The sequence below is a fragment of the Paraburkholderia sp. CI2 genome, from assembly GCF_014201055.1.
Lineage (GTDB): Bacteria > Pseudomonadota > Gammaproteobacteria > Burkholderiales > Burkholderiaceae > Paraburkholderia > Paraburkholderia tuberum.
The window spans coordinates 176,752-192,501 of record NZ_JACHDL010000003.1 but is presented as its reverse complement, the minus strand read 5'-3'; the positions used below and the strand labels follow the sequence as shown (position 1 = coordinate 192,501).

Sequence of the window (15,750 nt, the reverse complement as noted above, 5' to 3'; positions counted from 1 at the left end):
CGCGCAAGGAGAGCAGAATGATTAACCGCAAACTGATCATCGCGGCGGCGCTCGTGTGTGTCGCGAATACGGGGTTCGCTCAGACGGAGGCACCCGTCACGGTCAAGAGCGAGCCCGGCAAAGTCACCGTGTCGGGCACGGTCAAAACGACCGCGACGGTCGTCGGCATCGAGCCGGCAACGCGCACCGTCTTGCTCAAGGACCCGAAGGGCAAGGTCGTGCAGGTCGTGGTCGGCGAGGAAGCGCGCAACTTCGATCAGATCAAGGTCGGCGACGTGGTCAAGGCCGAGTATTCGCAGGCTCTGACCATCATGCTGAAAAAAGGCAACGCGCCGCTGACCGCCAACGAAACGCAGACGCTCGCTCGCACACCGGCGGGCGCGAAACCCGGCGGCTCGGCCTCGCGCGAAGTCACGATCATGGCTAACGTCATCGCGGTCAATCACCAGAGCGGCGTGGTCACGCTGAAAGGCCCGCAAGGCAATACGGTGGATCTGGTCGTGCAGGATCCCGAACAGCTCAAGCGGATCAAAAAAGGCGACCAGATGCAAGCGGTCTATACCGAGGCCGTGGCCATCTCCGTGGAGCCGGTCGCCGGCAAATAGCGAGCATGGCTCGCGTCAGATCAGGCGGTGCGCTTGCGCGAGGCCGCTGAGGGGAGGCGTAAAGTCCGCGCGTCGAAAACGCACCGTCGAGAAAACCCGTATCGCATTGGGACTCGCCGGCAGACGCGCAAGGCGAAACTCGATTTCGTGCGCGGGCCGCGTATCTCCCTCTTCCAGGACGACGTTCATCCGGTCGAGCCGGTACATGCTCTTGCGCACGTAGAAATGCGCATCCGGCGCCCCCAGTACACCGCACATCACGTCGAGATGCCGCTCCAGCGCCTCTGTCTTCAGGCCCAACTGCGCCAGAGCCTGATCGTTCTCTTCGATCTGCGCCTGCAGCTTCGCCACTTCCGCGTAATTCGACGTCGCGTCGCTACCAAGCAGCGAGCGCACGCCCGCCCCCTGCCGTTCGAGAATCGTCAGGCGCGTTTTCAGCAGCGCCCTTTCGCGTTGCAATTTGTCCTGCCGCGAGGTGTCGGCCTCGATCTTGCCGAGCGCTTCGAGCACGAGCTGATCGACGATCCGCAACACGATTTGGCGCCGCAACGCGGCTTCGGATTCTTCGCACACGCGCACCTGGTGATCGCTGAAGTTGATGGTCGTCTGCGCGAGATCGGTTTGCGTCGTTTCGCCGTGTTGCCCGACGCCGAAAATACGCCGCTCGTCCATGGCCATGCCGAGCACCGCGAATACCTGATCGGCAGCGGGATGGTCGCTGAAGAACGTGTTCAGCTCGTGTGAGCGGTTGAAGACCGGGCAGACGTCGTCGGGTGTGGCGAAAAAGGCGTGGATATACGGGTCTGTCGCCCACGCCGCCGCGTTCGCTTCGCGCGTCGGCGGCACTTCATCGGCGAGCCGGAGCAGATAGGCGGTCGTGTGTTGCACGGCGGGCCGCAGGCGCGACGCATAATTGCGCGCGAGCCGCAACGACGGACAGAGCCCGACGATCCGCTCGACGATTTCCTTCGTCTGCTGATCGTCGCTCTCTTCGGAAGCGTTGCGCCTGGTCAGCCACCGCGACAGCAGACCCATGCCCGGCTCCCGTCGCCCGTCACGATTCGTCGCGCTCCGGCAGCAGCTGCGCGACGATCGTGTGGTTCTTCCAGAACAGGTTATGGACGCGGTTTTGCAGTATGCGCAGCCCGTCCGTGGGCACGTCGTCGAAGACGACCACCGCGCCTGGCCGCGAGCCCGTGCCGTGCACCCGCTGGATCGAGCTGAAGCGCGGGAACCCGTAGCGAATCAGGAACTCGCCGATCTCTTCGTCGGAGACGCTTTCCTCGACGTTTCCAAGAAACAGTTCAGCCATGATGCTTACTCCTCCAGACCCTATGCGACGATGTTCAATCCGCCGTCGATATACAAGGTAGAACCGGACACCCGCCGGGCATACGGCGTGGCCAGAAACGCACAGGTATAGCCGACATCCATGATGTCGACGAGTTCGCCGAGCGGCGCGCGCTGCACCGCTTCGTTGAGCAGCAGCTCGAAATCCTTCAGGCCCGAAGCGGCGCGGGTCTGCAGCGGCCCGGGAGAAATCGCGTGCACGCGGATGCCCCTCGGTCCCAGCTCGAACGCCAGATAGCGCGCGCAGGCTTCGAGCGCCGCCTTGACGGGGCCCATCAGGTTGTAGTTCGGCACGACCTTGTTCGCGCCGTAGTAGCTCATCGTCAGCATGGTGCCGCCGTCTTTCATTAGCGGCGCGGCGAGGCGCGCCATCCGCACGAACGAATGGCAGGAGATGTCCATCGCGCTCAGGAAGCCCTCGCGCGACGATTGCAGCAAGCCGCCCTGCAGATCCGCTTTCGGTGCCCATGCAACGGCGTGAACGAGAATATCGAGGCTTCCCCATGTCTTCTCGATCCGCTCGAACACGGCCTCCATTTCGTCCTCGCCCGTTACGTCGAGCGGCATGAAGATCTCGGCCTCGAGTGCTTTGGCGATCGGTTCCACATATGGAGCCGCCTTGGCGTTCGCATAGGTGAGCGCAACGCTCGCGCCGAGGTCGTGAAACGCCTTCGCGCATCCGTACGCAATCGAATGCTCGTTGGCGACGCCGGTCACGAGGGCCTTCGCTCCTCGCAGAATCAAATTCGGTTGCTCGACAGACATGGTGAAACTCCTCTATGGGGCGACAGCGCGCGTATGGCGGGCGATCATCAGTTCCTCGTTGGTGGGCACGACCCAGACCGGCAGCCTGCTCGAGGCGCGGGTGATCAGCGGGCCGCCCGCCCGATTGGCCGCTTCGTCGAGTTCGGCGCCGAGCCACGCGGCATCGCGCACGATGCGCTCGCGGATCGCGACGGCGTGCTCGCCGATGCCGGCCGTCAGCACCAGTGCGTCGAGACCTTGCATCGCCGCGGCGAGACTGCCGAGTTCGCGCCCGATGCGGTAGGTGTAGACGTCGATCGCAAAGCGGGCACGCGGGTCGTTGCTGCCGAGCAGCACGCGCATGTCGCCCGAGATGCCCGACATGCCGAGCAGCCCCGAGCCCTTGTAAATGAGGTCCGCGATCGACTGCGTATCCATCTTCAGCTCGTCGAGCAGATAGAGCATCACGCCGGGGTCGAGGCTGCCGCAACGCGTGCCCATCGGCAGGCCTTCCACCGCCGTGAAGCCCATCGTGCTCGCCACGCTCTTGCCTGCGACCATCGCGCACATGCTCGCGCCGTTGCCCAGATGCGCGACGACGGTGCGCCCCGCCGCCGCGGCCGGTGCGATCTCCGGCAGCACGCTCGCGATGTATTCGTACGAGAGCCCGTGAAAACCGTAGCGCCGCACGCCGTGGTCGGTAATCGACGGGGGCAGCGCATAGGCCTGCGCGGTCTCGGTCTGCGTGCGATGAAACGTGGTGTCGAAGCACGCGACCTGTGGAAGGTCGGGACGCAGCTGCGCGAGGATGCGGATCGGGGTCAGGTTATGCGGCTGATGCAGCGGCGCGAGCGGGCTCAGGCTGTCCAGCTGGTCGATCACCTCGGAGGTCGCGAGGACGGGGCCGGCAAAGCGCTGCCCGCCGTGCACGACGCGATGCCCGACCGCCTTCAGTTGATTGCCGCCGCCGTGGTCGTGCAAAAAACCGCCCAGATATTCGATCGCGCCCTGATGGCCGAGCCGGTGGCCATCGCCCCATTCGTGCGAGCTGGCATTACCGTCGCGGTCCGTCACGCGAAAACGCGGGCTCGTGTAGAGCGCTTCGATCTGACCGCGCAAAATGAGCTCGAGTTGCGCTTGTTGCGCGTCGAAGGCGCTGAACTTGAGGCTCGACGAACCTGCGTTCAATACGAGGATCACATCCGCCATGACGTCACCCGACCACCTTGGCGGCCTCGCGCCGTGCCTTGGCCACCAACGCGGCGACCGCGCACGACGCGAGACGCGTCGACAGAGAATCCGCGCGGCTCGTCAGAATGATCGGCACGCGCGCGCCGAGCACGATGCCCGCCGCGTCCGCGCCGGCGAGAAACGACAGGCTTTTCGCGAGCATGTTGCCCGCTTCGAGGTCCGGCACCATCAATACATTGGCGCGACCGGCCACCCGCGACTCGATCTGCTTGATGCGCATGGCTTCGATGCTGATCGCGTTGTCGAGTGCGAGCGGACCGTCGACGAGCCCGCCGGTGATCTGCCCGCGGTCCACCATCTTGCACAGCGCCGCCGCTTCCACCGTCGATGGAATTTTCGGATTGACGCTCTCGGTCGCGGACAGGATCGCCACGCGGACTTCGTCAAATTTCAGCGCGTGCCCGAGATCGATCGCGTTCTGGAGGATGTCGACCTTCTCTTCGAGCGTCGGCAAGATGTTGATCGCGGCGTCGGTGATGATCAGCGCGTTCTCGTACCCGGGCACGTCCATCACGAAGCAATGGCTGATGCGCCGCTCGGTGCGCAGGCCGGTGTCACGGCGAATCACCTCGGCCATCAGCTCGTCCGTATGCAGGCTGCCTTTCATCAGGGCCTCCGCCTTGCCTTCGCGCACCAGTTGCACGGCTGCCGCCGCGGCGGCATGGCTATGCGGCGCATCGACGATCGTGAAGTTCGAAATGTCGATGCCGTGTTCGGCGGAAATCGCTTCGATGCGCGCGCGCGGCCCGACCAGCAGCGGCGCGATCAGTCCCATCCCGGCTGCTTCGACCGCGCCATTGAGCGAACTCTGGTCGCACGGATGCGCGACCGCTGTCGGCATCGCCGGCAGCGTCCGGCAGAAATCGATCAGACGCTGATACTTCGCGTGCTTTTCCATCTGCGTATTCCTCGTGTGTACGGTGCGTTGGATTCGTGACGCGTGGCACGCCATGCTGACGGAAGCCGTGCATACGGGCGCCGTGCGTACGGGCGCTGTGCACACGGTTCCGTCACGCTTGCGTCCTGCCGCGCATCGCGCCAGTTGCTCACGTGCGAGTGGGGTCCGGCAAACGTGCGTTGCGCTTGCGGCTCACGCCCGAACCCAGCACCGCGCGGAGGCGTTCGAACGCCTCCTTTTGCGCGGCGTCGGGCGCGGTGTTCAACACGCGCTCGTCGCTCGCCAGCTTGTCGAGCAGTTGTAGAAAGCGCTCGCGGTCCTCGCTGTGGGAAAGCAGCTTCGGCAGCGTGGCTATCGCCTCGTCCGGTTCGAAGCTGACGATGATTTCCTGCTCGCCCCGGATCCGCCGCCAGTGATCGGGGCTGACGTCGGGCAGGTACTCCGCGTAACTTTCGGCGATCTCCTTGCGCATCTCCAGGCGCGCGAGCGGCAACGACCCGCCCTTGCGCGACAACAGATAGGCCGCGCGCGCGAGCGCCTCCGTGTAGCCGCCGTCGCCGATCGCCTGCAACGCCGTGCGCACGAACGGCAGCTCGCGCGGATCGATCGCGCCGGCTTGCGCGGCCACGCCATCGGCGGTCGGCTTGCTCAGATACGTCGCATACAGATTCGCGTACACGCTGAAGAAGCTGGCCTCGGTCCCCGCGTCGCGCATCGCGCGGTAATAGTCCAGCGACGCGCTGATCATTTGCGAGCCGTTGTGTTCGAGCTTGCTCCACGGGTTATCGGCGGCGGCCCGCTGGCGATTCTCACGAACCGACTGCGCGGCCGCCGGCAGCCAGCCAAGCCACGGGTTCATCGCGGACACGGCCCAGCGCTGCCAGCGCAGCGGATGAAACTGGCGCAGCAGGCGGGCGCTCGTTTCGTTCGACATCGCCTGCACGAACGGCTGCGCGAGCAGTTCATACATGCGCTGATTCAGATTGGACACCGCGGCGACCGCTTCGAACGGCTTTTCGTCGATGCGGCCGAAGCGGTTGTAACGCGCAGAAATCTCCTCGAGCCGCCGCTCGTGAAATTCGACTTCGTATTCGATCTCTCCGGCCGCGTTGCTGGCCTCGTTGATGGTCATGCCGTAGAGTCCCGGCGGAAAGGTTTCGATGGTCTCGAGCACGGACATGATCTGCTTGTGCTCCTTCTTCGCGACTTTCCCGGACACGAAAATGCCCAGATGCCCGATGTTCTGGTGCGTCAGACCGACGATCACCTGGCCGCGCGCCTTGATCTCCTCGGTGCTGCCGTACAGGTCCGCGACCCAGTTGAACGCCTGTTGAGGCGGCGTGATGTTGTCGCCCATCGACGCGAACAGGATGATCGGCGAGCGGATTTCACGCAGATCGAAAGCCTGGCCGCTGCTGTTCGTCACTCCGCCCGACCACAGCTTGTTGCCGACGAACAGGTTGCGCGTGATCCATTCGATCTCCTCGCGATTCATCAGGTAGTAGCTGCCCCACCAGCGCTCGAATTCCAGAAAGCGTGGCGGCTCGGTATCGACGTTCGAGAACAGGTGGTAGTACTTGTCCCAGAACGTGTTGGCCGGGTTCAGGTTTTCGAAGTTCTCCACCAGATACGCGCCGTCGAACTTGCCGTTGCCGAGATCCGCCGCGTACGACGCGAGCCACGCGCCGCCCAGCATGCCGCCCGCGTAACGCATCGGGTTGTCGCCCTCGCCTTCGCTCCAGGCCGCGCTCCAGTACGACATCGGCGCACCGTTGATGACGATCGGGCCGGTCTCCTCGGGGTCGGAGCTGGCGAGCATCATCGCCGCCCAGCCGCCCTGGCAATTGCCGATGATCGCGGGCTTCGGACTGTCGGGATGCAGCGCGCGCACCTTGCGCACGAATAGCTGCTCGGCGTTGCACACGTCGAGCAGGGTCTGACCGGGCTCGGGGTCGCGAAAGAACACCACGAAGTAGACGGGATAGCCCGCGCGCAGCGCGATGCCCGCCTGCGAATCGTCCTTGAAGCCGCCAATGCCGGGGCCGTGCCCCGCGCGCGGATCGATGATCAGATACGGGCGTTTGCGCACGTCCACGCCCACGCCTTCGAGCGGACGAAGTTGCAGCAGCGCATAGTTGACCGGCCGTTCGAACGTGCGGCCGTCCAGCACCATGTCGTACTCGAAATGCAGCACCGGCGTGGGACCGCTGACGCTGCGTTCGACGAACTCGTTGCCGCGCCGGTACAGCGTGTCCCAGAACAGCAGCGAGCGCTGCGCGGCATCTACCGTGTATTGCCACGCACTGAGCGGATCGAACGGCGCGGGCATCGCGCTTGCGGTCGGGGCACCATCGTGATCGAGCCCCAGCGTTTCGGTGACCCGTTCATTCAGATGCCGCTGGGCGATTTGCGTGCGCTTCTGCAGCACGTGGGTGATTTTCGAGGCAATGTCCTGGCTTTGTGACAACAGCGTTTCAGCGTCCATCGGAAGACTCCTGAAAGGTGCGCGTCACGATCGGTGCCGAAGCACGCGCCGTGCATCGATTGAATCGTGGAGTTGACCCAGAGCTCTAGCAATCGGACCAAGGTCTTATTATGCGCGCGACCCGGTGCAGCGCACGGGTTCGGGCGCGGCGCGTGTGGACGTGACGCAGCGCGACGTCTCATTGAATGGGGTTCGCCTGCACCGCTGCGGCGATATCGCGGCTCACCGAGGCGAGCGCGCGATCGTAGGCGGCGATGATCGGCTCGAATCCGGGACCGGACACGCTCTCGCGCGCAACCGAGCGGCCGGTGACGGCGCGGACCTTGCCGGGCGGCCGCACGGTCCACAGCACGTCGACGGTGACGTCGCGCCCCGGCACGGACTCGAAGCGCATCACGTCGATCCGCACGCGCCAGACGACGGACGGATCGCGTACCGCATCGAATACCGAAATCTGCTGCGAGTTCAGCAGCGCGCCGAGATCGGCCGCGATCACGCGGCCGATGTCGCCACCGAGCGGCTGCGCCCAGCGGTCGAATTCGTTGACCGCGACCTCGTTGTTAGCGATCCGCGTCACGATCTGCGGCCGGTCCACGATCTCGGGTATCGTGACCGGACCGATCACCGCCGTAATCGGCCGGCTCGCGCCGGTGCTGCTCAACGAATCGTCCGGGCTCAGCGTGTAGAAGTTCGTCGCCGGCGACTTGCAGGCGCCGAGCAGAGCGCCGGCGAGCACGAGCATCAGGCCGGCCGCGAGGCGGCTTATAAAGCGGCCCATCGCATCTGTCATGGCTTCTTGTCCTCGGACTTGCCGCGCACGAGCGATTCCGGATGCTGCGCCAGATAGTCGGCCAGCGTGCGCAGCGAGGCAGCGGTGCGAGTCAATTCACGCATTGCGTCCTCCGTCGATTGCTGCAGCGACGAGTCGGGCTGCAGCGCGGCATTCGCGGAATCGAGCGTCGATTGCGCGGACAGCAGCGTGTCGCGCGCTTTCGGCACGACCTGCGTGTTGAGCTGCCCGAGCATCGCGTTGGTGGTGCGCAGCGTCGAGCGCGCGTCCTTGCCGATATCCTCGAACGGTATGTTGTTGATCTTGGCGAGCAGTCGCGTGACCGATTCCTGCAGCGATTGCAGCGTGCGCGGAATCGCGGGCATTTCGGGCGGCGTCTTGCTCCAGTCGATCGACGCCTTCGGCGCGTCGGGGAAATAGTCGAGCGCGAGATACTGCTGGCCGGTCAGCAGATTGCCGGTTCTCAGCTGGAAGCGGAAGCCGTGCTCGACCAGATAGTTCGCGAGACCGCGCGGGTCGTCGGTGAGGTGTCCGCCGGCGCCGTCGTTCTGATAGCGCGACGTGAACCGCTCCGGATAGATATTGATCTCGACCGGACTGCTGAAGCGGCGGGTGTCCGGATCGAAGCGCGTGTAGAGCGCCGTCACTTCGCCGATTTCGACGCCGCGGAAATCGACCGGCGCGCCAACTGTCAGACCGCGCACCGAATCCGTGAAGTTCACCACGTATTTGACGACGATGCGATCGTGCATCTTCATCGCGTCGGCGCGCGTGGTGTACAGCTCGAACCGGGTGCTGGTATCGGCGCTCGTCTCTACCTGTGAATCGGGCGGCGATTCGAACGCGATCCCGCCGATGATGATCGACACGATCGACTGCGTTTCGACGCGCAAGCCGCTGCTGTCGAACGCCATATCGACACCGCTGGCGTGCCAGAAGCGCGTGTCGGTTCTGACGAAGCGGTCATACGGCGCGTTGACGAACACCTTCACCGTGACGCCGCGGCCGTCGGGGTCCAACTGGTACGACGCGACCTGGCCCACCTGAATTCTGCGGAAAAACACGGGCGTACCCACGTCGAGCGAGCCGAGTCCCGTGCCGTGCAACGTGTACTCGTGCCCCGGCACGTCGCTCGCGATCACGGGGGGCTCCTCGAGGCCGACGAAACTGCGGCGCGCTTTTGGCGAATTGCCGACGTCGACGTCGATATACGAGCCCGACAGCAGCGTGCCGAGCCCCGACACCGTACCGCCCGAAATGCGCGGACGCACGACCCAGAAGCGCGTGTTGTCGACGAGCAGGTCCGACACGTCGCGCGTCACCTCGGCCTTGGCCACCACGCGCTTGTGGTCCGGCGTCAGCGAGACCGCTTCGACCACACCGATATCGACGTCCTTGAACTTGAGCTTGGTCTTGCCTGCTTCGAGACCGTCGCCGGTCTTGAAGCTGATGCTGATCTGCTCGCCGCGCTCCATCACCGCCTTCACCGCTAGCCAACCGCCGATCAGGATCGCCACGATCGGCACGAGCCAGACCAGTTGCATCCGCCAGCGCGAGCGCGGCACCGGCTCAGCGGCGGGCAGCTCGGGCTCTTCAGTCGGAGTGGACACGTTCGGTCTCCAAAGCGTCCCACATCAGGCGCGGATCGAACGCCATCGAGGCGAGCAAGGTCAGCACGACGACCGCGCCGAACGCGATCGCCGCCGGCCCCGCCTTGATCGTCGCCAGCGCCTGGAACTGCACCAGCGCGACCAGCATCGTGATCACGTAGATGTCGAGCATCGACCAGCGACCGATCAGCTCGATCAGGCGATAGATCCGCGTGCGCTGCCCGGGCAGCCATTGCCAACGAAGCTGCGTCGACAGCGCGAGATACCCGATGCCGAGAATCTTCAGCATCGGCACGACGATGCTCGCGATGAACACGAGCAGCGCAAGCGGCCAGGAGCCCGATACCCACAGATAGACCACTCCGCTCATGATCGTGTCCTTCTGCGTGCCGAACAGCGAACTCGTGTCCATCACGGGCAGCACGTTGGCCGGAATGTAGAGCACCATCGCGGCCACCAGATACGCCCACGTGCGCGACAGGCTCGCGGGCTTGCGCTGGTGCAACGGCGCCTTGCAGCGCGGACAGACGTGCTTGTCCGCGCCGCTGGGCTGCTTGAGCAGCAGGCCGCATTCTTCGCACAGCACGAGCCCGTAGGCAGACGCCGTGATGGCGTTGCGGCGCACGCGGATCGGCGGCAACTGCCACGCCTGCGCGCCACGCGCTGCCGTGATGCGCGCCCACACCTCATGCGGATCGAACGTCGCCGCCGCGGCCGCGAGCAGCAGCATCAGCGCGATGAACGACCACAGCGCGGTGCCCGGCACCACCTTGGCGATGTGCGCGAGCTTGACCAGCGCGACCAGCAAGCCGAGGATCAGCACCTCGGTCATGCCCCACGGCCGCGCGAGCTGAAACACACGAAAGCACTCGGCCGGCCGCCACGGCACGCGCCCGAAGCGCAGCGGCAGCAGCAGCCACAGCATCGCCGCGGTTTGCAGCACCGGCGTGACGATCGTCGTCAGGCCGACCAGCAAGGCGAGCGGCCACGAGCCGTGGCTGTACAGCATGCGCACCGAACCCGCGAGCGTCGTCTGCACGACATGGCCGTTCAGCGACAGACCGACGATCGGAAACACGTTCGAGATCACGAGCAGCACCGCGGACGCGCACGAGAATGCGAGCGCATACTCCGGCCCGTTCGAGCGTCCGCGCCTCAACTCCGCGCGGCAACGCCGGCAGCGCAACGCATTGCCGGCGGCGGGCGGCGCGCCGAGCTGAAGCAGGTCGCACTCTTCGCACGCAATCAGCTCGTTACCCGTCATCTCGCCTCCACTGCACCCGACGTTCCAGCCGGCGCGGGCGCGTTCTGCGAGACCGGCGCCATCGCCGGCGAGTTTTGCGGCGCGGGCGGCGGCGCCGTCAGTTTTTCCGCCTCGGCCACCCAGCCACCGCCCGTCGCCTTGTAGAGCGTGACATACGAGGCCAGCACCGCGCCTTGAGTTTGCGCATAGTTCAGTTGCGCGTTGAACAGGCTGCGCTCCGCATCGAGCACTTCGATGTAGCTCGTATAGCCGCCTTCGTAGCGCTGCCGCGCGAGGTGCGCATAGGTGTGCAGCGCCTCGACCTGGAGGTTTTGCGCATCGAGTGCCTGATGCGTCTTCTGCACGGAGATGAGCGCGTCCTCGACCTCCTGGAACGCGACCTGGATCGCCTTTTCGTACGAGTACAGCGATTCCTGCTGGCGCGCTTCGGCCTGGTGCACCTGGCCGGTGATGTTGCCCGCCGTGAAGATCGGCTGCGTGACGCTGCCGGCAAACGACCACACGCGCGCCGGGCCGGTGAACAGATTCGAGAACTGCGCGCTGACCGAACCGAACAGCCCGGTCAGCGAAATCGACGGGAAGTACAGCGCGCGCGCCGCCCCGATCAGCGCGTTTTGCGCGACCAGCGTCTGCTCGGCCTCCAGCAGGTCGGGACGGCGTTCGAGCAGATCGGACGGCAGCCCCTCGGGAATCGGCGGCGTGCCCATCTGCGACAGCTCGCGGCCGCGCAGTATCGCGCCGGGATTCCTGCCGATCAACACCGACAACGCGTCTTCCTGCTGGGCGATCTGCGCTTCGAGCTGCGGAATCGTGACTTGCGCGGCTTGATACTCCGACTGGCTTTGCGCGAGTTCCATCTGCGAGACCTCGCCGTAGCGGAAGCGCGCCTCGAACACGCGCACCGATTCCGCGCGGCTTTGCACGGTCTCCTTCGCGATCACCAGCTGCCGGTCCAGACTGCGCAGATTGATGTAGGCCGACGCGACCGAGCTCACCAGCGTCAGAATCGTGGCGCGGCGGCCCTCTTCGCTTGCGAGCAGATTCGCGCGTGCCGCCTCGGTTTCCCGGCGCACCTTGCCGAACAGATCGACTTCCCAGGACACCGCCAGCGTCGCGTCGAACTGGTTGTAGACGGGGCTCACGCCCTTCGGCACCGGCACGCCTTCGTCCTGCGAGACCCGTTGACGCGACGCGTCGGCGCCTGCCGAAAGCTGCGGGAACAGCCCGGAGCGCGTGGTCACGAACTGCCCGCGAAACTCGTCGACGCGCGCGGCCGCGACCTTCACGTCGCGATTGTCCTGCAGCGCGGCGGCGATCAGCTGATCGAGCACCGGGTCCTGAAACTGCTCCCACCACACGGGGTTGGCGATGCCCGCGGCCTCGCCCTGGGCGAAACGATAAGTGGCCGGCACGTCGACCGCCGGGCGCTGGTAGTTGGGGCCTAGCAGGCATCCGCTCAGCGCGAGCAGCATGACGGATGCGAGCAAACGCGCCGGTGCCGTGCCGTGCATGTCATTCACCTGCCTGCGGCGCGGACGGCGCCTCGCTCGACGCACCGGGCCCCGGCACCGCCGAGGGTTCGCGTCCTGCGCCGCCGCTGGGCTCCACGCCCGGCGTCGGCTTTTTGCCTCCCTTCGAGCGCGACGACATGGTTTCGAGCAGGTAATAAAACATCGGGATGAAGAATACGGCGATCGCCGTCGCGCCCAACATGCCGCCGATCACACCGGTGCCGATCGAATGACGGCTGTTGGCCGACGCGCCCGTCGCGATCGCGAGCGGCACGCAGCCGAGAATGAATGCGAGCGAGGTCATCACGATCGGGCGCAGCCGTTCTTCCGCCGCGGTCATCGTCGCGTCGAACACCGAGGCGCCGCTCTCGCGATTGAGCACCGCGAATTCGAAGATCAGGATCGCGTTCTTCGCGGCGAGCGCGACCAGCATCGTCAGCCCGATCTGGAAGTAGACGTCGTTGGACAGGCCGCGCAGCATGATCGCGAGCAACGCGCCGAACAGCGCGAACGGCACCGCCATCAGCACACCGACCGGCAGCGACCACTTCTCGTACTGCGCGGCGAGGATCAGGAACACCATCACGAGACCGAACACGAACACCAGCCCGGACGTGCCGCCCGACTGCCGTTCCTCGAATGCTTCGCCGCTCCATGCCACGTCGTAGCCTTCCGGCATCTGCGCGGCGATCTGTTCCAGCGTCGAGATCACCTGTCCGGAGCTGTAGCCCGGCGCGGCATTCGCCGTGACCTTGATGGCCGGGAAATTATTGAATCGCGTGACGAGGTCCGGGCCCGTCGTAAAGCGGTAGCTTGCCACCGACTTGATCGGCACCATCGTGCCGTTCGTGCTGCGCACGAAGATCTGATCGAGATCAGTAGGCTTCAGGCGATACCGCGGGTCCGCCTGCAGGATCACCTGCCACAGCCGGCTCGAGCGGTTGAACTGCGATACGTACAGCGAGCCGAACATCGTCTGCATCGAGCTATAGACGTCTTCGATCGGCACGCCGAGCGTCTCCGACTTGTCGCGATCCACGTCGACCAGCAGTTGCCGCGACGCCGCATTGAAGGTCATCGTGACGCCGGTCAGCTCCTTGCGCGCCCGCGCTTTCTGCACGAACTGGTCGGCCACGCCCGCGAGCTGTGCGATGGAAGCATCCCCCTTGCTCTGAATCCACACCTCTGTGCCGCCTGTCGTGCCGAGCCCCGGAATCGACGGCGGGTTGACCGGCAGAATAATGCCCTCCTGGACGTTCGCGAAGTGGCGATACGCGTCGAGCAGCACCTGGCGCGCGTTCTGCGTCGCGCGGTTGGCGCGCGTATAGCGTTCGTCGAAGCTCTTCAGACCGACGAAGAAGGTGCCGGCATTGTTCTTGTTCTGGCTGTCGAGCAGGCTGAAACCATCGACCGTGGTGATGCTGCCGACCGCCTCCTGTTTCATGAAATAGTCAGTGATGACTTGCGACACCTGGCCGGTGCGGTCGAGGCTAGCCGCGTCCGGCATGATGACCGCGCCGAGCAGATAACCCTGGTCTTCAGGCGGCAGGAACGCCGACGGAATCGAGCGCACCATCAGCACCGCCAGCACGATCATCGCCGCGAAGAACACGAGCCCCATGACAAAGCGCTTGATGATGAGCTTGACCGCGCGTGTATAGCCCGACGTCATGCGGGCGAACTGATTGTCGAACCAGCGGAAAAAGCCCTTCTTCTCGTGGTGCGTGCTTTTCAGCAGCAACGCGGCGAGCGCCGGTGACAAGGTCAGTGCGACGATGCCGGACAGCACCACCGAAATCGCGATCGTGATCGCGAACTGCTTGTACATCTGTCCGGTGATGCCGCCGAGAAACGCGACCGGCACGAACACCGCGCACAGCACCAGCACGATCGCCACGACGGGGCCGGCGACTTCGTCCATCGCCTTCTTCGAGGCGTCTTTCGGTGACAGCTTGTACACCGTCATGTTGCGCTCGACGTTCTCGATCACGACGATCGCGTCGTCGACGACGATACCGATCGCGAGCACCATGCCGAACAAGGTCAGCATGTTGATCGAAAAGCCGAGCAGCAGCATGAACATGCAGGTGCCGACGATCGACACCGGCACCGCGATGATCGGAATCAGCGTCGCGCGCAGGCTTTGCAGGAATACGAACACGACGATCACGACGAGCACCAGCGCTTCGAAGAACGTATGGATCACGTCCGAGATCGACGCTCGCGTGAACTCGGTCGTGTCCATCGCGATTTCGTAGGTCATGCCTTCCGGAAACGACTTCTTCAGTTCCGCGAGTGTCGTGCGCACCTGCTTCGCCACGTCGAGCGCGTTGGCGCCCGGCTGCTGATACACGGCGAGCACGGTGGCCGGCTTGCCCTGGAAGCGGCTGCGAATCGAGTAGTCTTTCTGGCCGAGCTCGGCGCGGCCGATGTCCTTGAGCCGCACGATCGCCGCGCCGCCGCTCGCGGCGCGCACGATGATGTTGTCGAACTGCGAAGGCTCGGCGAGGCGCCCCGTGGTCGTGACCGCGAACGATTGCTGGACCGCTCCGCTGGTCGGCGACTGTCCGATACTGCCCACCGCGAACTGCTGGTTCTGGTTCGCGACGACCCGTTGCACGTCGGCGGCCGTCACGCCCAGCTGCGCCATCCGGTCGGGCTTCAGCCAGATCCGCATCGCGTAGTCTGGCGTGCCGAAGATACTCGACTGGTTCGCGCCCGGAATCCGCTTGATCGCGTCAAGCACGTAGATGTTCGTAAAGTTCGCGATATACGTCGAATCGTAGCGGTTGGTGGGCGAATAGATCGCGATCACCATCATGAACGCCTGCGACTTTTTCTGTACCTGAATGCCCTGCGCCTGGACCGATTGCGGCAGTTGCGGCAGCGCGAGATTCACGCGGTTCTGCACGTCGACCTGGGCCAGTTCGGGGTTCGTGCCGATCTGGAAGTACACGTTGAGCGTCATACTGCCGGTCGACGAACTGGACGAGTTCATGTAGATCATGTTGTCCGCGCCATTGACCTGCTGCTCGATCGGCGCGGCGACGTTGTTCGCGACGACCTCGGCGCTGGCGCCCGGATAGGTGGCGGACACCGTGATTTGCGGCGGCGTGATGTCGGGGTACTGCGCGACCGGCAGCGAGAACATCGCCAATGCGCCGCCGAGCGTGATGACGATCGAAATGACTGACGCGAAAATCGGCCGATCGATGCAGTAGCGCGAAATGTTCATGGCGACT

General features: G+C 65.0%; 12 protein-coding genes. 1 reads left to right on the top strand and 11 read right to left on the bottom strand.

What is annotated here, in order from left to right:
• Positions 1-17: 17 nt before the first annotated feature.
• Positions 18-605 (top strand): hypothetical protein, encoded by a 588-nt coding sequence (locus tag HDG32_RS06465; protein WP_184064555.1) that lies wholly within the window; start codon positions 18-20, stop codon positions 603-605.
• A 15-nt stretch (positions 606-620) separates the two neighbouring features.
• Here the strand turns inward: HDG32_RS06465 and HDG32_RS06460 are convergent, their stop codons facing one another.
• The 11 genes from HDG32_RS06460 to HDG32_RS06410 all read right to left on the bottom strand — a co-directional run bounded on the left by HDG32_RS06460 (position 621) and on the right by HDG32_RS06410 (position 15,743).
• The gene (locus HDG32_RS06460; RefSeq protein ID WP_184064552.1) at positions 621-1,640 is read right to left on the bottom strand and encodes a hypothetical protein; all 1,020 of its coding nucleotides are present in this window, start codon (positions 1,638-1,640) and stop codon (positions 621-623) included.
• Between the two features lie 19 nt (positions 1,641-1,659).
• On the bottom strand, positions 1,660-1,917 hold the full coding sequence (locus tag HDG32_RS06455) for an RNA-binding protein (RefSeq protein ID WP_184006824.1): 258 nt from the start codon (positions 1,915-1,917) through the stop codon (positions 1,660-1,662).
• 20 nt (positions 1,918-1,937) lie between these two features.
• A complete protein-coding gene (gene fabI / locus HDG32_RS06450) occupies positions 1,938-2,720 on the bottom strand; it encodes an enoyl-ACP reductase FabI (protein WP_184064549.1) in 783 nt (260 codons plus the stop codon).
• A gap of 12 nt (positions 2,721-2,732) precedes the next feature.
• Entirely contained in the window at positions 2,733-3,908 is a 1,176-nt protein-coding gene (locus tag HDG32_RS06445) for an acetate/propionate family kinase (protein ID WP_184064546.1), read from the bottom strand.
• 4 nt (positions 3,909-3,912) lie between these two features.
• Positions 3,913-4,902: a phosphate acetyltransferase gene (locus tag HDG32_RS06440; protein WP_184064541.1), complete on the bottom strand. Its 990-nt coding sequence runs from the start codon at positions 4,900-4,902 to the stop codon at positions 3,913-3,915.
• Positions 4,903-4,996: 94 nt separating this feature from the next.
• Complete coding sequence (locus HDG32_RS06435; protein WP_184064538.1) at positions 4,997-7,333, bottom strand: DUF3141 domain-containing protein; 2,337 nt, start codon at positions 7,331-7,333, stop codon at positions 4,997-4,999.
• 178 nt (positions 7,334-7,511) lie between these two features.
• Positions 7,512-8,123: a membrane integrity-associated transporter subunit PqiC gene (locus tag HDG32_RS06430; RefSeq protein ID WP_260336042.1), complete on the bottom strand. Its 612-nt coding sequence runs from the start codon at positions 8,121-8,123 to the stop codon at positions 7,512-7,514.
• Positions 8,120-9,733, bottom strand: a complete 1,614-nt coding sequence (locus HDG32_RS06425) for an MlaD family protein (RefSeq protein ID WP_184064535.1) — start codon at positions 9,731-9,733, stop codon at positions 8,120-8,122. Before HDG32_RS06425 ends, HDG32_RS06430 begins: the two co-directional genes overlap by 4 nt.
• The gene (locus HDG32_RS06420; RefSeq protein WP_184064532.1) at positions 9,717-10,997 is read right to left on the bottom strand and encodes a paraquat-inducible protein A; all 1,281 of its coding nucleotides are present in this window, start codon (positions 10,995-10,997) and stop codon (positions 9,717-9,719) included. The genes HDG32_RS06425 and HDG32_RS06420 overlap by 17 nt, the downstream gene beginning before the upstream one ends.
• Positions 10,994-12,508 (bottom strand): efflux transporter outer membrane subunit, encoded by a 1,515-nt coding sequence (locus HDG32_RS06415; RefSeq protein WP_184064526.1) that lies wholly within the window; start codon positions 12,506-12,508, stop codon positions 10,994-10,996. The genes HDG32_RS06420 and HDG32_RS06415 overlap by 4 nt, the downstream gene beginning before the upstream one ends.
• A 1-nt stretch (position 12,509) precedes the next feature.
• The gene (locus HDG32_RS06410; protein ID WP_184064523.1) at positions 12,510-15,743 is read right to left on the bottom strand and encodes an efflux RND transporter permease subunit; all 3,234 of its coding nucleotides are present in this window, start codon (positions 15,741-15,743) and stop codon (positions 12,510-12,512) included.
• Positions 15,744-15,750: the final 7 nt, after the last annotated feature.